Source organism: Streptomyces sp. CNX435 (assembly GCF_059570575.1).
The window spans coordinates 385,160-403,008 of sequence record NZ_JCANTA010000001.1 but is presented as its reverse complement, the minus strand read 5'-3'; the positions used below and the strand labels follow the sequence as shown (position 1 = coordinate 403,008).

Annotated in this window: 17 protein-coding genes; 13 read left to right on the top strand and 4 right to left on the bottom strand. The window is 73.8% G+C overall.

The genetic code is table 11. The features are described from left to right. Positions 1-45: 45 nt before the first annotated feature. Positions 46-609 carry a 3'-5' exonuclease gene (locus T328_RS01635; protein ID WP_496493963.1) on the bottom strand — a complete coding sequence of 188 codons (564 nt, stop codon included), beginning with the start codon at positions 607-609 and terminating at the stop codon, positions 46-48. 193 nt (positions 610-802) lie between these two features. Between T328_RS01635 and T328_RS01630 the strand changes: the two genes are divergently transcribed. After that, entirely contained in the window at positions 803-1,564 is a 762-nt protein-coding gene (locus tag T328_RS01630) for a S1 family peptidase (protein WP_496493962.1), read from the top strand. A gap of 232 nt (positions 1,565-1,796) precedes the next feature. Continuing rightward, positions 1,797-2,021 (top strand): DUF397 domain-containing protein, encoded by a 225-nt coding sequence (locus T328_RS01625; RefSeq protein ID WP_496493961.1) that lies wholly within the window; start codon positions 1,797-1,799, stop codon positions 2,019-2,021. Positions 2,022-2,067: 46 nt separating this feature from the next. Here the strand turns inward: T328_RS01625 and T328_RS01620 are convergent, their stop codons facing one another. Further along, complete coding sequence (locus T328_RS01620) at positions 2,068-3,006, bottom strand: aminoglycoside phosphotransferase family protein (RefSeq protein ID WP_496493960.1); 939 nt, start codon at positions 3,004-3,006, stop codon at positions 2,068-2,070. 138 nt (positions 3,007-3,144) lie between these two features. On the opposite strand from T328_RS01620, the gene T328_RS01615 reads away from it, so the two are divergent. Next, on the top strand, positions 3,145-4,071 hold the full coding sequence (locus T328_RS01615) for an NAD-dependent epimerase/dehydratase family protein (RefSeq protein ID WP_496493959.1): 927 nt from the start codon (positions 3,145-3,147) through the stop codon (positions 4,069-4,071). Then, positions 4,055-4,999 carry an RNA polymerase sigma factor SigJ gene (gene sigJ / locus T328_RS01610; protein ID WP_496493958.1) on the top strand — a complete coding sequence of 315 codons (945 nt, stop codon included), beginning with the start codon at positions 4,055-4,057 and terminating at the stop codon, positions 4,997-4,999. The genes T328_RS01615 and sigJ overlap by 17 nt, the downstream gene beginning before the upstream one ends. A 48-nt stretch (positions 5,000-5,047) precedes the next feature. On the opposite strand, the gene prcB is transcribed toward sigJ, so the two are convergent. Continuing rightward, complete coding sequence (prcB, locus tag T328_RS01605; protein WP_496494303.1) at positions 5,048-5,905, bottom strand: proteasome subunit beta; 858 nt, start codon at positions 5,903-5,905, stop codon at positions 5,048-5,050. A 296-nt stretch (positions 5,906-6,201) separates the two neighbouring features. Between prcB and T328_RS01600 the strand changes: the two genes are divergently transcribed. The 8 genes from T328_RS01600 to T328_RS01565 all read left to right on the top strand — a co-directional run bounded on the left by T328_RS01600 (position 6,202) and on the right by T328_RS01565 (position 15,611). Next, positions 6,202-7,560 carry a hypothetical protein gene (locus tag T328_RS01600; RefSeq protein WP_496493957.1) on the top strand — a complete coding sequence of 453 codons (1,359 nt, stop codon included), beginning with the start codon at positions 6,202-6,204 and terminating at the stop codon, positions 7,558-7,560. Next, a complete protein-coding gene (locus T328_RS01595; RefSeq protein ID WP_496493956.1) occupies positions 7,557-9,710 on the top strand; it encodes a polysaccharide pyruvyl transferase family protein in 2,154 nt (717 codons plus the stop codon). Before T328_RS01600 ends, T328_RS01595 begins: the two co-directional genes overlap by 4 nt. 72 nt (positions 9,711-9,782) lie before the next feature. Beyond that, on the top strand, positions 9,783-10,238 hold the full coding sequence (locus T328_RS01590; RefSeq protein ID WP_496494302.1) for a GNAT family N-acetyltransferase: 456 nt from the start codon (positions 9,783-9,785) through the stop codon (positions 10,236-10,238). Between the two features lie 53 nt (positions 10,239-10,291). Next, positions 10,292-11,518: a globin domain-containing protein gene (locus T328_RS01585; RefSeq protein ID WP_496493955.1), complete on the top strand. Its 1,227-nt coding sequence runs from the start codon at positions 10,292-10,294 to the stop codon at positions 11,516-11,518. A gap of 513 nt (positions 11,519-12,031) precedes the next feature. Then, on the top strand, positions 12,032-12,544 hold the full coding sequence (locus T328_RS01580; protein WP_496493954.1) for a DUF5709 domain-containing protein: 513 nt from the start codon (positions 12,032-12,034) through the stop codon (positions 12,542-12,544). Between the two features lie 243 nt (positions 12,545-12,787). After that, positions 12,788-14,557 carry a hypothetical protein gene (locus T328_RS01575; protein WP_496493953.1) on the top strand — a complete coding sequence of 590 codons (1,770 nt, stop codon included), beginning with the start codon at positions 12,788-12,790 and terminating at the stop codon, positions 14,555-14,557. Beyond that, positions 14,554-15,090, top strand: coding sequence for a hypothetical protein (locus tag T328_RS01570; protein WP_496493952.1), 537 nt, complete (start codon positions 14,554-14,556; stop codon positions 15,088-15,090). The genes T328_RS01575 and T328_RS01570 overlap by 4 nt, the downstream gene beginning before the upstream one ends. 11 nt (positions 15,091-15,101) lie before the next feature. Continuing rightward, complete coding sequence (locus T328_RS01565; protein ID WP_496493951.1) at positions 15,102-15,611, top strand: nucleoside deaminase; 510 nt, start codon at positions 15,102-15,104, stop codon at positions 15,609-15,611. 29 nt (positions 15,612-15,640) lie between these two features. Here T328_RS01565 and T328_RS01560 read toward each other — a convergent pair whose 3' ends face one another. Continuing rightward, complete coding sequence (locus T328_RS01560; protein ID WP_496494301.1) at positions 15,641-16,366, bottom strand: DeoR/GlpR family DNA-binding transcription regulator; 726 nt, start codon at positions 16,364-16,366, stop codon at positions 15,641-15,643. Positions 16,367-16,764: 398 nt separating this feature from the next. On the opposite strand from T328_RS01560, the gene T328_RS01555 reads away from it, so the two are divergent. Further along, on the top strand, positions 16,765-17,841 hold the full coding sequence (locus T328_RS01555) for an ABC transporter substrate-binding protein (RefSeq protein ID WP_496493950.1): 1,077 nt from the start codon (positions 16,765-16,767) through the stop codon (positions 17,839-17,841). Positions 17,842-17,849: the final 8 nt, after the last annotated feature.

The following is a 17,849-nucleotide window of genomic DNA, read 5'->3' as shown; positions in this document are numbered from 1 at the left end:
GTGCCCGGTTTCGCGGTTGCCGGCGGGGCGGCCCGCGAACGGCCCTCAGCCGGTCCGCGGACGGCCCCGCAGGACCTCCGCCAGCAGCCCGGCGATGTTCCACGCGTCGTCGACGCCGCGGTGGTGGGTGCCCTCCAACTCCCGCCCGGCGTGCGCCAGTGCCTCGGCCATCCCCAGTTCGCGCCCGAGCCCGTGGGCGAGCGAGTAGAGCGTCTTGGCGTTCACGTGCCGGCTGCCGAAGGGGTACGACACGCCGCCGGCCGCGCACTGCCGCTCGAACTGCCGCCGGTCGTAGTCCCCCCAGCTCGCCCACACCCGTTGGCGCGCGCCGTACTCGCGCCGCAGCAGCCCGCACGCCTCGGCGAACGGCACGCCGGCGGCGGCCTGTTCGGGGGTGATGGTGGTCAGCCGGGTGCAGAAGTCGCTGACGGCGGAGTGCTCGGGCCGCACCATCACCGAGCGCCGGGAGACCCGTTCGCCCGTCGGCACGTCCAGCTCGCAGAGCCCGACCTCGATGATCTCCGGGCTCATGCCGGCGGGCGGCGCGCCCTGCCAGCAGGTGGCTTCGACGTCGACGACGAGGACGCGGTCGAGGAGCAGCTTGGTCATGCGCACCAGCCAAGCACGCGGCGACCGTGCGCCGCGCGGCGTTTTCCGCCGGCCGGGGCATCCCTCGCCGCGCGTTATAGGAAGTTGTGATTGCCGCGAACTCCAGGTTTCCGGAATCCTGACGACCGGTACTTCCCCGGCCCTCCACGCGCGGGCTCCACCCGATCCCGCGTGCCTTCGGAAACGAGGAACCTTGCGAATAACCAGATCGCTCCCCACACTCGTCGCCGTCCTGCTGGCCGCCCTCACCATCGGTGGCACAGCGGTCGCCGCGGACCACACGTCCGCCGGCGGCGCCACCGACGTCCGCGCGGCGGCGCAGGTCCGTACACCCGACGGCCCGCCCTCCACGAAGATCATCGGTGGCGGTCACGCCCAGAGCGGCCCCTGGGCCGCGCGGCTGTTCTCCGACGGGCGGCAGACCTGCAGCGCGTCGATCATCGCGCCCACCTGGATCCTCACCGCCAAGCACTGCGTCGGCGGGGGTGGGCTGACCTTCCGCATCGGCAGCCTCGACCAGACCACGGGCGGCACCATGGCCAACGGTGTGCAGACCTACACCCACTCCTCCGACCTGGCGCTGGTCCGGCTCGACCGGTCCGTCTCCACCACGTACGCCACGCTCGGCCAGCCCGGCTCGGTGACGGTCGGCCAGAACGTGCAGGTCTACGGCTGGGGCGCCACCTCGCAGTGCGGCTCCGAGATCAACTGCCAGTCCCAGCACCTGAAGGTCGCCAACGTCACCGTCACCGGCGGCTGCGGCGACGCCTACGGCGGCGACGCCATCTGCGCCCGGCGCGGCGACGGCATCACGGCCGGCGGCGACTCCGGCGGTCCGATGATGGCGAACGGCGTCCAGGTCGGCGTCGCGTCCACCAGCGACCGGCAGACCACCACCGCGTACACGAACGTCACGCGGTACCGCTCCTGGATCCAGTCCGTCGCCGGTGTCTGAGCCGAGCCCGCCGCGCCCGCCGCAGCCGCGGCGCCGCGGCGACTGAAGCCGGACGGATGCACCCGGTTCGTGCGCCGGCACGCCCGACCGGGTGCATCCGTCCACTCTCCGCCCGCCCGCGGGGCGGGTGGGCGGACTTCCGGCGCCGCGCCGGCGCCCCGCGGCGGACTGCCGGTATGGCCAAGGGGCGTTCCCTTGCCCCGCTCCGGTCACCGACGAAAGACTGCGGGGCATGACCGCATGGAATGACCGGTTCGACCTGAGTGATGCCCGGTGGCGCAAGACCAGTTACAGCGACTCCCTGGCGACCGCCTGCCTTGAGGTGGCGGACGGATTCCACGCCACCCTGGTCCCGGTACGCGACAGCAAGGACCCGCGCGGCCCCGCCCTGGTCTTCACCGCCGACGCCTGGGAGTCGTTCGTCGACGGCGTCAAGTCCGGGGACTTCGAGGCGTAGGTTCCGGGTCGTCCCGCGCCGTTCCCTCGCCTTACGGTCCCGCCCTCTACACTCCCGCCGCGTCCGCCAGGAGCCGTGCCTCCGCCATGACGCCGGCACCGCCCTCCGCCCGGTCGTGTTCCGCGGACCACAGGGCCGTCTCCACCCGGCGCGCCACCGCCCACGCCGCAAGCCGGCCCGCGTCCTCGCCCAACTCGTCGGCGAGGAGCGCGAGGCGGGTCGCGAGCGTGCGGTGCGGGTCGGCGGTCGCGAACGGGTCGTCGATCTGCTCCAGCAGGGGAAACGGGTCGTAGCCCGGGTCGCCGGTCATCGGCTTGGCGTCGATGGCCAGCCACGGGCGACGCCCGGCGGCGAGGACGTTGCCGGGGTTGAAGTCGCCGTGGACGACGACCTGCCGGGCGGCGGTCCCGGGAAGCTCGCGGAGCAGCCGGGCGCCGTGGGCGACCAGCCCGGGGTCGTAGCCGGGGCGCAGCCGGGCCATGCGCTCCTCGACCAGGTCCGCCCACTCGGCGCAGACGTCGGCGACCCGCTCCAGACCGCAGTCCCGCGGCACGGGGACGCTCCACAGGTCGCGCAGCACGCCGGCGCCGAGCCGCAGCCGGTGCTCGGCGCCGAGCCCGCCGGCCGCACCGAGTTCGGTGCCGGGCGCGCAGCGTTCGAGCAGCAGCGCCTGGTGCGCGGGGTCGTGGTCGAGGAGGCGTACGGCGCCGTGGCCGTCCCAGATGCGCAGGCCCTCGGCCTCCCCCGCCGCCTCGCGGTGCGGCCAGGTGACCTTGAACACGGCGTCGGTGCCGTCCGGCAGCCGCGCCGGCGCCACCCAGGAGCAGCTGCCGCCCTGGAACGGGGCGCCGAAGCGCAGCGACCAGCGGGAGCGGAGCTTCTCCACCAGGGCGGGCAGCTCCGCCAGCCAGGAGCGGCCGGAGGCGTGCAGGCGCATCTCGGTGAGGACGGGCAGGCCGGGCGGGAAGAGGTCGGGGTCGCTCACCGTCCGCACGGTACCTGCGCGGGGCCGTACGCCGCCCCCCCATTTCCGCACCGCCGCACGCCCCGGCCCCGGCCGGGTGTCACAGATCCGGGTGCTGCCCTGTCTCCAGGGGTTGTCACCACGGAAGGGAAGATCATCATGCGAGTCTTCGTCACCGGGGCCACCGGCGCGCTGGGCCGGCACCTCGTACCCGGGCTGATCGCGTCGGGCCACGAGGTCACCGCCACCACGCGGTCGCCCGGCAAGGCCGCCCAGCTGCGCGCGGCGGGCGCGGAGCCGGTGGTGCTCGACGGGCTGGACCGCGAGGCGGTGCTCGCGGCGGTGGCCGCCGCGGCGCCGGAGGTCGTCGTGCACCAGATGACCGCGCTGGCCGACATGCGGAGCCTCCGCAACGTCGACAAGGCGTTCGCCGCCACCAACGAACTCCGCACCCGGGGCACCGACAACCTGCTGGCCGCCGCGGAGCGGGCCGGCACCCGCCGCGTCGTCGCGCAGGGCCACAGCTTCGTCTACGAGCACTCCGGCGGCCCGGTGAAGTCCGAGGACGACGCGACCGTCACGCGGCCGGCCGTCGCGTCGGCGGCACGTACGCTGGCGGCGGTCAGGCACGTGGACGAGACCGTGCCGCTCAGGGCACCGGAGGGCATCGTGCTGCGCTACGGCACGTTCTACGGGCAGGGCGCCTCGGAGCCCATGGTGGAAGCCGTACAGAAGCGGCAGCTGCCGGTGATCGGCGGCGGCACCGGGATCTGGTCGTTCATCGAGATCGCCGACGCCGCGGCCGCGACCCTCGCCGCGGTCGAGACCGGCGCCCCCGGCGCGTACAACGTCGTCGACGACGAGCCGGCGCCGGTCGCGGAGTGGCTGCCGTACCTCGCCGAGGTCGCGGGCGCGAAGCCGCCGATGCGGCTGTCCGCCCGGCTCGGGCGGCTGCTGGCCGGCGAGTTCGTCCTCGGGCAGATGACCGAGGCGCGCGGGTCGTCGAACGAGAAGGCGCGCAAGGAGCTGGGCTGGGCGCCGCGGTACGCGAGCTGGCGGGAGGGGTTCCGTGCCTGGGTCGGCTGACGGGGACGAGGCGGGCCCGGCGACCGCCGGCTATCGGCCGCTGCTGTTCTCCATCGCCTACGGGATGACCGGCTCGGTGGGCGACTCCGAGGACATCGTGCAGGACGCGTTCCTCGGCCTGACCCGGGCGCTCCGGGCGGGCACCGAGATCGCCGATCCCAAGGCGTACCTGACGACTGCCGTGACGCGGCTCGGCATCAACTACCTGGGCTCGGCCCGGGTGCGGCGGGAGCGGTACGTGGGCGACTGGCTGCCCGAGCCGGTCGTGGTGCCCGCCGACCGGCCGGGGCCCGCCGAGTACGCGGAGCTGTCGGACTCGCTGTCCATGGCGTTCCTCGTGCTGCTGGAATCCCTCTCGCCGGTGGAGCGTGCGGTGTTCATGCTGCGCGAGGTCTTCGGCTACGGCTATCCGGAGGTGGCGAGGATAACCGGCAAGTCCGAGGTCAACTGCCGGAAGATCTTCGCCCGCGCCCGGGGGCACCTCGCCGCGGGGGCCCGGGTGGACGCCGCCCCGCCGCCGGCGCGGCAGGCGGAGGGCGAGGAGCTGGCCCGCCGGTTCTTCGAGGCCGCCGCGGGCGGCGACATGGACGAGCTGTTCGACCTGCTCGCGCCCGACGTGGTGCTGCACGCGGACGGCGGCGGCAAGACACAGGTGGTCGAGCACCCGCCGACCGGGCGGGAGCCCGTCCTGCGGCTGGTCCTCGGCCTGTTCCGCCGGACCCGGCGGCTGGGCGTCTCCCTCCGCCTGGCCTGGGTCAACGGCCGGCCGGGCGCGGTGATGTACGACGTGGAGGGGCGCGTGGCCAGCGTGTTCGAACTCGACGTGGCAGACGGCGCGGTGCTGGCGATCCGCTCCGTGGTCAACCCCGACAAGCTCCGCCACCTGGGGCCGGTGTCGGACATCGCGCGACTGCCGCCGAGGGGGTGACGCCGGCCCGGAGGTCGGCGGGGCGGAAGTCGGCGGGTCGGAAGTCCGTTACGCCAGCGGGGCGTTCGGGCCGTCGGGGCGGCTGCGGCGGCCCTCCAGCACGGCGAGCGACAGCTCCGACACCCGGGCCTCCGGCAGCCGCCGGCAGCCCTCCTCGGTGACGGTGTAGACCAGCGGGTAGATACGGCGCGTGGCGTCGGGGCCGCCGGTGGCGCTGTCGTCCTCGGCCGCGTCGTAGAGCGCCTGCACGGCCATCGTCACGGTGTCGTCCTCGCCCATCCCCTCGTGGTACAGCTTCTTCAGCGCCCCGCGCGCGTACACCGACCCCGAGCCGGTGCCGGCGAAGCCCTGCTCCTCGGCCCGGCCGCCGGTGATGTCGTACGAGTAGATCCGCGCGGCCCCGCTGCGCGGGTCGTACCCGGCGAAGAGCGGCACGACGGCGAGGCCCTGCATGGCGGGGCCGAGGTTGTCGCGGATGAGGGTTCCGAGCCGGTTGGCCTTGCCCTCCAGGGAGAGCGGGACGGTCTCGATCTTCTCGTAGTGCTCCAGCTCCAGGCGCAGCAGGCGGACCATCTCCTCGGCCATGCCGGTGGAGCCGGCGATGCCGACGGCGGAGAACTCGTCGGCCGGGAAGAGCTTCTCGAAGTCCCGGTGCGCGATCATGCCGTTGCCCAGGGTGACGCGGCGGTCGGCGGCGAGGAGGACGCCGTCGGCGTAGGCGGCGGCGACGATGGTGGTGCCGTGCGGGAAGTCGGTCGCCGCGGAGCCGGTGCCGGGCAGCCGGCGGTTGGCGGGGAGCTGGTCGGGGGCGTAGGAGGCGAGGAAGTCCGCGAACGACGACGAGCCGGGGGTGAGGAATTCGGGCGGCAGCTGCTCCACGGCGGTTCCCTTCGTCGACTCTTCGATCCGTCCGGCCGTTCGCCTCCCGGCCACGCGGCGCTCCGGCCGCGTACCGGCCGGGCACCCGTCCGACCCTACCCGCAGGCCCGCCGGGCCTACCCTGCCGCCGTCCACCGCGCCCGCGACCTGACCTTCGCGCAGTGTTCATCTCACGTCTGCCACGTGGCCGATTCCGGCGTCCGCGGCTGCGGAACAGTCGCACCCTGTCGCACGACACCGGGAGCACGATGAAGACTCCGCGATCCAGACCGTCCCGCCGGGCCAGGGCAGCACAGGACCTCGCGCTCGCGGAGTGCGCCCGCGTGTGCACCGGATACCTGGCCGGGCTGACGGCCGGCGAGGACGCAGACGGGCCGCCGCCCAGCGTGGGCCCGGGCCCCGCCCGTACGGCCCTGGTGGCGGCGCTCGGCGAGCTGCTCGGCACCGCCCCGCCGCCGCGCCGCGAGGCGGTGGGCACGGAGCTGTTCGACACGCTGCTGCGGGTCGGCGAGCGGGCGGTGGAGACGGGCGGCGAGCGGGAGCTGCTGCTCGCGGTGGAGCTGGCGGACAAGGCGCTGGCGCTGCGCGCGAAGTCCCGCGCCGCGTGGCGGCTGCGCGCCCACGCCCTGGACGCGCTGGGCCGCGCGGGGGCGGCCACGGAGGCGTACGAACGGCAGCTGGCGCTGGGCAGCACGCACCCGGAGACGCCGGTGCTGCTGGCGGCGGTGCGCGAGAAGCGGGAGTGCCTGGTGGCGGCGGTGCGGTTGTTCCCGCAGGACACCGCGGCCGGGAGCCCGGCGGGCGGCGGGGCGGGCACCGAGCCCGGCAGGGCGGGGGCCGGCGCGGGGGCCGCGGACGGCGGACACGCGCGAGGCGCGGCAGCGCCGGCCTCGGGCACGGCGACGACCACGGCCGTCGCGGGCGCAACGGCCACGCCTACCGACGACACCGAGCCCGCCGCCCCGCGCGAGCCCTCCGCCGCCGGGCGGGAGTTCGCCGAGGCGGTCGGTGCGGAGGCGATGCCCGACGCCGTGCGGGAGGCGTTCACCGCCTACGTCGGCGAGCAGGTGAGCCGCTACGGGGCCGGGGACCCGCGGGTGCGTGAACTCGCCGGGCGGTACGGGGCGTACTGCCGCATCCTCGACCAGGGCCGCATGGCCGACCCGCTCCTCGCCGGCGCCCGCCCCGTCGGCGTCGCCGACTTCCGCGCGCACGTGGCCGGGAAGACCGCCTGCGTCGTCGTCGGGCCCGGCCGGTTCGAGGAGGCCGGCGACTACGAACTCGTCGTCCGCTGCGACGACTTCCGCGGCGGCGAGCGCGCCGACGTGCACGCCGTCGCCGAGCTGGCCTCCGAGTCGTGGCACCGGCCCGCCGGCGTCCGGCTGGTGTTCGCCGACCCCGGCGAGACGTGGCGGGAGGCGACCCGCCGCGCGGTGCCCGGCGCGCAGGACGGGCTCGGCGACGTGTCGCTGCGCCGCCCGCTGCAGGACCCGGCGCTGCTCGGCGACGGCGGCTGGGGGCCGGAGACCAGCGCGGCGTTCACGGTGCTGCGGCTGCTGGACCACCTCGACGTCAGCCCGCGGCTCGACGTCCACGGCGTCGGCCGGCTGCGGCCGGAGGAGCGCCGCTGGATCGTGTCCCGGGCGAAGGACCGTACGAAGACGAGGACCGCCCTGCGATGACCCGTTCCGCGCCCCGCTCCCCCGCCGACGCTCCCGACGCCCCGGCCGCGGCGGCCACCGCCGCCCCGGCGCCGGCGGCCCCGACGGCCCCGGCGGCCACCGCTCCCGCGACGGCCGCGATCCCTCCCCGGTCCCCCGGCGCCGCCGGCCCGGCACCGGCACCGGCCGCACCCGCCCGCCGCCGGGCGCCCCGCGTCGCCTTCGCCTGCCGGATCGACGGGCCGGACCGGACGGACGCGACCGGCACCACGCGCGCCGCCGACGGGGCCGACCCCGCCGACGCCGCCGGGCTGCCCGCCCTGCTCCGCAGTCTCGCTCTCGCCAACCCCGGCGTCTGCGCGGACTTCCTCCTCCGCCACGACGGCCTCCCGGACGACGTCCTCGCCGCCGCCCGCCGGCTCCACCCCCGGATCGTCGAACTCCCCACCGGCGACGGCGCCGTGCAGGACACGTACGACGAGGTCATAGAACTGCACCCGCGCTGGCTCGTGGCCGCCGACCTCGCCGTCATACGCGACCCCTCCGACGCGGCCCGCGCCCGCCACGACCTGACCGACGAGCAGTTCTGGCGCGCGTACTGCACCCTCCCCGCCCACCGCCAGCACCCCGAGCTGCTCCTCCACTACGCCCCGCCGCTCCTCCGGCTGCGCCCCACCCCCGACCTGGCCCGCCGCACCGCCCTCGCGCTGCGCGCGATCGGCGCGTACGAGGAGGCCGTCGAGGCCCTCTCCGCCGCCCGCCCGCGGGCCGACCAGCCGCGCTTCCACGACGCGATGGGCGCCGCGCTCATGGCCGTCTCCCGCTACGACGAGGCCGAGACCCACCTCCTGCTCGCCGCCGCCACCCCCGAGCTGGCGCCGAAGGCGTTCAGCCAGCTCGCCCGGCTGGCCTGGCTGCGCGGCGACGAGCGGCGGGCGAAGGAGTACGCGCGCGAGGGCCTGGACGCCGAACCGACCAACCGCACCTGCAAGGCCCTGCTCCAGGGCGGCTACGGGCTGCCGGAGTTCGCGGCGCACGACGGCGCGGCGTCCGTGGTCTCCACGCAGCTCGCGCACGCCGCCGCGTACGCCACCGGCCAGGAGAACGCCGGCGACAAGGTCCTCCCCGAGGCCGTCCGGCTCTGCTTCGGCCCGGACCCCTCCGCGCGCCGGTGGCACCCGGTCCCCGTGCACCGGCTCTTCGACGAGGAGGCGCTGGCGGAGGTCAACGCGCGCCGCGGCCTCGTCGTCGGCGGCGGCGGCCTGTTCCTGCCCGACACCTGGCCGAACGGCAACAGCGCCTGGCAGTGGAACGTCCCGGACGAGCTGCTGGCCCGTATCGACGTGCCGCTCGCCGTCTTCGCCGTCGGCTACAACGTCTTCCCCGGCCAGTCCTACCGCCGCAGCCGCTTCCGCGAGAGCCTCGCGGCGCTGGTGGAGCGGTCCGCGTTTTTCGGGCTGCGCAACCGCGGCTCGGTGGAGCGGGTGCGCGAGCTGCTGCCGGAGCGGCTGCGCGACCGGGTCGCGTACCAGCCGTGCCCGACCACCCTGACGCGGCTGCTCCAGCCGGGCTGGGACGACGACGCGGTGGAGCGCGCCGACACGGTGCTGGTCAACTGCGCGTACGACCGGGCGGGGATGCGCTTCGGCGACGGCTATCCGCGGTTCCTGGACGCGATGGCACGGACGGTGCGCGCGCTGCGCGAGCGGGTGGACGTGCGGGTGGCGGCGCACATGACGGCGGACGAGCAGTTCGCGCACGACCTGCGCCGGGAGCACGGGATAGCGCTGCCCGTGGAGGCGCTGTACGAGCGTACGAACGACGAGATACGCGCCGCGTACCGGCGCACGCGGCTGGTGATCGGGATGCGCGGGCACGCGGGCATGATCCCGTTCGGCTGCGGGACGCCGGTGCTGAGCCTGGTCTCGCACCCGAAGCTGGCGTACTTCCTGGCGGACATCGACCGCCCGGAGTGGGGGGTGCGGGTGGACGACGAGCGGCTGGCGGAGGTGCTGGTGGAGCGGGCGGGGGCGGTGCTGGACGACCACGGGGCGGCGGTGGCGGACGTGCGGGACCGGCAGCGGGTGCTGTGGAAGGTGACGCGGGACAACCTGGCGGAGCTGCGGACGGTGTTCGGCCTGGAGCGGCGGCCGGGGGAGGTCCCCGGTTAGATTCCCGGGATGAAGATACGCACAGGAGGCCCCGCCGACGTCCCCGCCGTCCTCGCCCTGCTCGACGGGGCGGTGGCCTGGCTGACGGAGCGGGGGCGCACCGGGCAGTGGGGCACGGAGCCGTTCTCCCGCATCCCCGAGCGCGTCGCGCACATCGAGGAGTACGCCGGCGAGCACCTGGTGCGGATCGCGGAGACCCCGGAGGGCCGGGCCGCGGGCGTCTGCGTGCTCGCGGAGGAGCCGGCGCCGTACGTCCCGCCGGTCGCGGAGCGGGAGTTGTACGTGCGGCTGCTTGTCACCGACCGGGCGCTGCGCGGCGGGGGCGTGGGCGCCGCGCTCGTCGCGGACGCACGTGCCGAGGCGGAGCGGCGGGGCATCGCCCTGCTGCGGGTGGACTGCTACGGGGGCGGGGACGGGGCGCTGGCGGCGCAGTACGAGCGGCTGGGGTTCACGCCGTGCGAGACGTTCACGGTGGAGCGGCCCGGGCGGCCGGCGTGGCCGGGGCGCGTGCTCCAGATGCGGCTGTGAGGGCATCGATTCGGTAGCGACTTGGGAAACTTGTTCGAGGCCGTGTTGAACAAGTGACCCGGGGGTCAGTACCGTCGGTGTGCGTGGATGCAAACGAGCGAATCCGGGCGAGCTTTGCCCGAGTTGAACGCAGGGCTGATCATGTTGCCAAGTACTTCTATTCGCATCTGTTTGCCCGCAATCCGGGTGTCCGCGAACTCTTCCCCGCGGACATGTCCGAGCAGCGCGACCGTCTCTTCGCCGCCCTCACCCTCGTCGTCCAGCGCCTCGACGACCCGGACCTGCCCCGCTACCTGACGTCGCTGGGGCGCGACCACCGCAAGTTCGACGCCCGCCCCGAGCACTACGCGGCGGTCGGCGAGAGCCTGATCGCCGCGCTCCGCTTCGGCCTGCCGCGCACCTGGGACGAGGAGACCGAGCAGGCGTGGCTCGGCGCGTACAAGATCCTCTCGGACGCGATGATCAGCGGCAGCGAGGAGGCCGACAGACAGCAGGCGCCGCGCTGGTGGGACTGCCGCGTCGTGTCCCGCCACCAGGCCGCCCCGGGCGTCACGGTCCTGACCCTCCTCCCCGACCGCACCCTGCCGTACGCCGCGGGGCAGTTCGTGAGCGTCTCAGCCCCGCAGGTGCCGCGGGTGTGGCGGCCGTACTCGGTCGGCTGCGCCCCGCGCGCGGACGGCACCATCGACCTGCACGTCAGCCGCGTCGAAGGCGGCCTGCTCAGCCCGGTGTTAGTCGACGAGATCGCGCCGGACGACACGCTCCGCCTGGGTGCCCCGGCCGGCACGGCCGTACTCCCGAACCAGGCCGGACAGCCCGTGACCTTCATCGCCGGGGGCACCGGCTGGGCGCCCGTGCGGGCGCTGCTGGAGGACATGGTCCGGCGCTGGACACCGACGACCGCCCGGCTCTTCCTCGTGGCCCGCAGCCCCGCCCACGTCTACGACCCGGAGTCCGTCGAGGCGCTGCGGAAGCACCACTCGTGGGTGGACGTCACGGTGATCACGCCGGAGCGCGGCGAACGCCAGGGCGCGACGGCACGGCGCCTGGAGGCGGCACTGGCGAAGCACTCGGACTGGGCGAGGCACCGGGTGTACCTGTCGGGCCCGGCGCAGTTCATCACGGACCTGCGGGAGGTGCTGCAGGGGTACGGAACGCCGCCGGAGCAGATCGCATACGATCACGTGCCGGTCCCGGAGCGGCAGGCGCGGGAGCCGGGGCACAAGTCGTGGTTCCTGCACCCGTCGCAGCCGCAATGGATCAACCCGGCGAACCGCTGAGGGCGCCGCGGGCACCGGCACGGGCCGGCGGCACATGCCACTTCGCGACTGCCAACGATCGGCCCGGGGCCGCACGGGGGCCCCGGGGCCGCACGGGGAGCCCCCGGGGCCGGAGCCCCCGCCCCTGGTGGGTCAGCGTTCGGGCGGCATCGTGTGGCGCGGTTCGTCCAGCCGGACGGCGGGACCCCACGCCGCGGTGGCAGCGGCCTCCGGCCGAAACGGACGGTCGGTCCGGCTTCCACGAGGCGTTCGGCAGCCCGTCGAAGCGCGCCCTGCCTCGGGGCGCACACATGGGCCCGTTTTCTTCACCTTCGACCTTTATGAACCCCCTCATTTCGTCCTTCTCACCGGAGCGGTCCGACGGGATCCCCGCGCCCCGGCCGAGCCCGAAACCGGCCCCCGGCCCCCGCCGCACCGGCCCCCGCGCCACCCGATCGGGCCGCCCCGGGTGTCCGGGGCCCGGGCGGGCGCCGAGTATGACCCCAGCGGGGAACATCTCCACGGGAGGCGCGTGTGACGGGCGGCGACGGCGAGGATGGCAGCGCTGCGGGTGACGAGGTCTACCAGCCCTACGCCTCCGGGGCGCCCGGCGACGGATCCCAGGACGACGAAGGGCTGCTACCGCCCGAGGACACCCTCGACGGGACCGTCGACCCCCTGGACGAGGGCTACTCTCCCCCCGAGAAGCCCCGCGGCGTCGAGCACACCGGCGTCACCGCAGCGGAGCAGCGCCGCGGCGAGTCCCTGGACGAGCGCCTCGCCGAGGAGATCCCCGACCTACCCGTGCTCCCCGACGACGACGGCCTCGGCGACGCCGCCGACACCGACGGCGAGCTGATCGACGACGAGGTCGGCGACCGCCGCGCCGGCCGCCTCGTCGCCCCGGACGAGGGCGCGCACGAGGACGAGGAGAAGGACATGATCGCCTCCGACGCGGGCATCAACGGCGCCGCCGCCTCGGCGGAGGAAGCGGCGGTCCACATCGTCGACGAGGACGCGGACCGCTCCCCCGAAGCCGGGCCCTGAATCGCGTCAACCCACCCCAAGCGTGACCACCGCTCGTTCCGGCCCGCCGGTGCACGCGGCCCGAACAGCGACGACCCGTCGACCGCCTTTGCGCGTCAGCTCCCTGCCGCCCCACGGCCTCGTAAGATTGCGCCCTGATTCGGTGTTGCGTTCTGACCCAGGGGGAGTATGGCCGCCGCCCTCAGGCCGGGAGCCGGTCGTCCCGCAGCCCTGTCCTCACGGCTCGGGCTCTGGACCGCCGCTATGTCCGTTGCCGTGGCGGTGCCCCTGGCCGTCGCCGCACCCGTGAACAGCGACCGCGTCATCGGCTCGGCGCAGTTCAGCGTCGCCTTCTTCGCCACCGTACTCACGGGCGAGGCCGTCATCTTCGCCCTGGCCTTCTCCGCCTCCAGTTCGTGGCCCTCCCTGCGGGAGATCGACGGGCACATCGGCTTCCGGATCTGGGTGGTCCTCGGCTGGGTCGGCTCAATGGTGCTCGGCGTCGGGATGCTCACGGACAACGACACGGCGTCCACCTTCGGTGCCGTCGTCTTCCTGCTCGCGGATGCGCTCGGCATCTTCTCCTTCGTGCGGCTCTTCGGCCTCGCCAGCGCCGGCGGCAGGAAACGGCTGCTCAGCAGAACACTGCAGCGCCGGCTCGCGGACATGCACGTCTCCGTGGCTGAAACCGCCGGCAAGGTCGCCGACGACGACGTGCTGGCCGCGTACATCCGCGAACTCGACGCCGCCGTGGTCGCCGGTGACGGCAATGCGGTGCGTGACCGCGTGGAGGAGTTGACGGCCGCGCCGGCCGTCGGTGCCGGCGGGGAGGCTCGTGCGGGCCTGCATCTGGAGGTGCTGCACCGGCTCGCCAGGGCCGCGCTGGCGGGTCGTCTCGACACCACCGTCACCACCGCGTGCGGGGGGCGACTTGTCGACTCGCTCCTCGACCAGATCACATCGGCACCCACCACCGCGGCCATCCCGTCGGCTCACGCCCACCCCCGCCCCGGCGAGCTGGACAGCGACCGCGCCGCCGCCCTCGCCGGTCATCTCGGCCGCTACTGCGCCTGGCTGGCCAGTACGGCGTGGTCGATGTCGACCCGACAGGTGACCTCGCCCGCAGCCGCGCGCGAGCTGGTGGCGTTCGCGGTCACGACCCGCGACGCCATCATCTTCACGCTGGACCCGGATCCACCGCATGCGGCCACCGACGCGGATCTGACCAGCGTGATCACCAGCCCCCTGGGGCTGTTCGCCTGGATCCGCCAATTCGTCGAGTTCCACGGCTCCGCCCAGGCGGCGGCGTTCTATCCGGTCTACGAGCTGCTGACCGGCACCAAGTTCCAGGGCAACTACTGGGACGGCGCGTCCATCCTCACGGAGCTGCGCGAGGCGCTGTTCGGCGAGGGCGAGGTGCGGGTGACGACTCCGCAGGCGGACCGGGCCCGGGCCGCGTTCGGGACGCCCGGGGAGTTCGACCGCATCTGGGTTCTGGTCTCGATCGGCGCGCTCGCCACCCTCCGGGACCCCGCCGCGGCGCACCCGGCGGAACTCGTCCGTCCCGAGTTCACTCCCGACCGGCAACTCCTCGCCGCGTATCTGCGCACGTACGCCTCCCACAAGTACCTGGCCACGGGCAAGCAGACCCACACCGCTCTGTTGCGCCTTCTCGCCCACGCCGAGCGGCCGGACTCGCTGTGGTCCCGCTCTACCGCCCTCGTGCGCGCGTGCGGCTCCCGGTTGCCGGTGCCGCACGTCGAGCCGCACGAGCGGCTCGCCGCCGGTGTCCTCGCACTGGCCTGCCGGCTGGCCCCGATCGCTCCGCGCGACGGTGACGAGGAGTTGCGCGCGTTCCTGGCCCGCCTGCCTGACCGGGTGGTCGCCTCGGCGCACCGGCTGGCATCGCGCACCCTGCCCGCGGCCGAACCCGAAGAGGCCGGCGCGGTGTCCGGGGCGGACCCCGCCGACGATCTCGTACGCCGACTGGCGATCCTGCGGCTACCGGCTCCGGCTCCCGCGGAGGCCATGTGAGTTCGTACGCCGTGGACTCCGCAGCCTGGCTCGACGCGCTTCCGCGGCTGCCGCGCGAAGACATCGACCGGCTGCTGGTCGTGCAATGTTCCCTCGACTGGTTACGCCCCAGCCACCTCGCACTCCGCGAGGAGATCGACAACCTCGTCGTCGACTGCGCCGCCGACCATCCCGGGGTACGTGTCGACCGTCTCGTGCTGCACAGTGTCCCGGCGGCCCAGAGCACCCGCGGCGGCGACCTCGCCCGCCTGAACGCGGCGCACGCGGAGTGGACGTACCGGCTGTCGGCGACGGCCGCGCTGCTGCGCCACCCCAACCTGCACATCCACCGTCTCATCGTCGGCGGTGACCAGCAGAACACGGACGTCTACGATCTCGTGGACGTCCACGCCGGTGGCGGCTGGCTCAACCCGCCACGGTCCCACGCCGCCGTCGGGATCATCACCGGGGCGCAGCGCACCACCCCACTGACCGGATACGACCTCGACTGGGGCGGGCCCTTCGGCGACATCGACCCGTCCGTGCACATGTAGGAGGCACGACCTTGCCGGCGAACCAGCTCAACGACACGGACCTCGGGTTCCTCCAGCGGGCCATCGACATCTCCAGGCGCGCTCTGGAGGATGAGGACAACACCCCCTTCGGTGCGCTGGTCGTCGTCGGCGGCAAGGTCGTGGGGGAGGGCACCAGTTCGGTGGTCAAGCGCCGCGACCCGACGGCCCACGCCGAGGTCATGGCGCTCCGGGCGGCCGGCGCGGCGCTCGACCGGCACCTGTTCGAGGACGGCGTGATGTACGCCAGCAGCGAGCCCTGCCCCATGTGCCTGGTCGCGTGCTACTGGGCCCGTGTCCCCCGCCTCGTCTACGGCGCGACCAGCTACGACGTGGCGACCCACGGCTTCGAGGACCTTCGGCTCTATCGTGAGCTGACCCTGCCAGCCGACCGGCGCACCCTCCCCGGCCAGGCCGCCGATGGGCAGGTGAAGTCGGACGCGGTCGCCGTCCTCAAGGACTGGGCGGACGCCTTCCCCGGGCCCGTGACGCCCAAGTACTGATCAAGCACTGACCAGCGTTCGGCCCCGCCTCACTCCGGGTGGGCCACCAGTACCTCCACCCCGTCCGCCTGCAGCGCGTCGAGATCCGCCGGCGGAATACCCGCATCGACGATCACCAGGTCGAACGCCGTCACGGGCGCCAGCTGATACAGCCCCCGGCGGCGGAACTTCGTGTGGTCGACCAGGAGGATCTTGCGGGCGCACGCCTCCATCAGGGCCCGCTTGACCGCCACCGTCTCCTGCGACTGGTGGTAGCAGTGCCCACGCGTGATCGCCGTCGTGGAGGCGAAGAGCGTGTCGGCGTACAGGCTCGTGACCGCGTCCACCGTGCGCAGGCCGAGGAAGGCGTCGTACGCCGGGTAGTACGTACCCCCCAGGGAGATCAGCTCGATGCCCGGGCTGCCGGCCAGGACCTGGGTCACCGGGACGAAGTTCGTGATGACGGTCAGCGGCGCCCGCTGCGCGAGCAGGGGGGTCAGCGCCAGGGCCGTCGTGCTGTCGTCGACGATGACCGACTGGCCGGACTTGACCAGCGGCAGCGCGGCCCGTGCCAGGGCGCTCTTCTCGGCCGTCATCGCCTGCGTGCGGTGGCGTACGTCGCCGTGGAACGCGGTCGAGGGCTGGGCGGTGGCGCCGCCGCGGACCTTGCGGAGCCAGCCCCTGCTCTGCAGGTGGTCGAGGTCGCGGCGGATGGTCATGGGGGTGACGCCGAGTTCGTCGGCCAACTGCTCGATGCGCACGAAGCCTTCGTCCACGACGCGGCCTTTGATGCGATCTCTCCGCTCCCGCGGCTTTCGTCCGCTCATGTCGGCCGGCTGCCGGGTCTCTGCCGCCTCCGCCGCCTCTGCCCCCATAAAAAACTCCTGTTCTCTTTCTGTGAAGTGAACATTCCCGTATCCGGACCCTGCGCACCGCCCAGAGCGGCCTGCGAAACGGATGGCGACGCGACTGCCTGTGCTGTCATAGCCCTCCATCGTGTCGGCCATCGGGTCGATGTTAGCCGCCCCTGATCGAGCGAACACTCAAAGGGGGGCATTACCGGGGCTCACTGTTCATTTTCTGAGGCCCGTTGACACGAATGAAACATCCGAGTTTCGTGTGCGTCGCCTTCCCTGCGCCCACGAGCAAGGACGACACGAGCAAGGAGTGGAACATGAGACGACTGGCCAGTTTTGCTCTCGCCGGCATCCTCGCCGTCGGCGCACTGACGGCCTGCGCCGAGGAGCCCGGCGGTTCGGGTGACGACGGCGAAGGCGGCGGCACCGGGGCCGGCAAGGTCGCGTTCCTCATGCCCGACCTCGCCTCCACGCGCTACGAGCAGTACGACGCCCCGCTGTTCAAGAAGCGGATGCGCGAGCTGTGCGAGGAGTGCAAGGTCATCTACCAGAACGCGGACAGCGACGCCGCGCTCCAGCAGCAGCAGGCCAACTCCGCCCTGGCGCAGGGCGCCAAGGTGATCGTCCTGGACCCGGTGGACTCCGAGTCGGCGGCGACCATCGTGCAGACCGCGCAGTCGCAGGGCGTCAAGGTGATCGCGTACGACCGGCCGATCCCCACGAAGCCCGCCGACTTCTACGTCTCGTTCGACAACGAGGCGATCGGCGAGTCCATCGGCCAGTCGCTCGTCGACCACCTCGACGAGGAGTCCGCCGAGGGCGGCATCCTCCAGGTCAACGGCTCGCCGACGGACGCCGCTGCCGGGCTGATCAAGAAGGGCATCCACAACGCCGTCGACGACAGCGGCTACAAGCTGCTCGCCGAGTACGACACACCGGACTGGTCGCCGGAGAAGGCCCAGCAGTGGGTGAGCGGCCAGATCTCGCAGTACTCCGGCCGCATCGCCGGCGTGGTCGCCGCCAACGACGGCACCGGCGGCGGCTCGATCGCCGCGTTCAAGGCCGCCGAGGCCGAGGTCCCGCCGATCACCGGCAACGACGCCGAACTGGCGGCCGTTCAGCGGATCATCGCGGGCGACCAGTTCAACACCATCTCCAAGCCGATCGCCACCGTGGCGGAGGCCGCCGCCGAGGTCACGTACGACCTGATGCAGGGCGAGAAGCCCAAGGCGGACACCCGGCTCTTCGACACGCCGTCCCAGCTCTTCCAGCCGACGGTCGTGACGCAGGAGAACCTCAAGGAGGTCATCTTCGGCCCCGACGGGGTGCTGAAGGCCGAGGACGTGTGCACCCGGGAGTACGCCGACGACTGCAAGAGCCTCGGCATCAGCTGACGGTACGC

Coding starts and splice junctions, on each gene's coding strand:
- T328_RS01635 (WP_496493963.1), bottom strand. CDS start 609: ATGACCAAGCTGCTCCTCGACCGCGTCCTCGTCGTCGACGTCGAAGCC.
- T328_RS01625 (WP_496493961.1), top strand. CDS start 1,797: ATGACCGCATGGAATGACCGGTTCGACCTGAGTGATGCCCGGTGGCGC.
- T328_RS01615 (WP_496493959.1), top strand. CDS start 3,145: ATGCGAGTCTTCGTCACCGGGGCCACCGGCGCGCTGGGCCGGCACCTC.
- T328_RS01595 (WP_496493956.1), top strand. CDS start 7,557: ATGACCCGTTCCGCGCCCCGCTCCCCCGCCGACGCTCCCGACGCCCCG.
- T328_RS01575 (WP_496493953.1), top strand. CDS start 12,788: ATGTCCGTTGCCGTGGCGGTGCCCCTGGCCGTCGCCGCACCCGTGAAC.
- T328_RS01555 (WP_496493950.1), top strand. CDS start 16,765: ATGAGACGACTGGCCAGTTTTGCTCTCGCCGGCATCCTCGCCGTCGGC.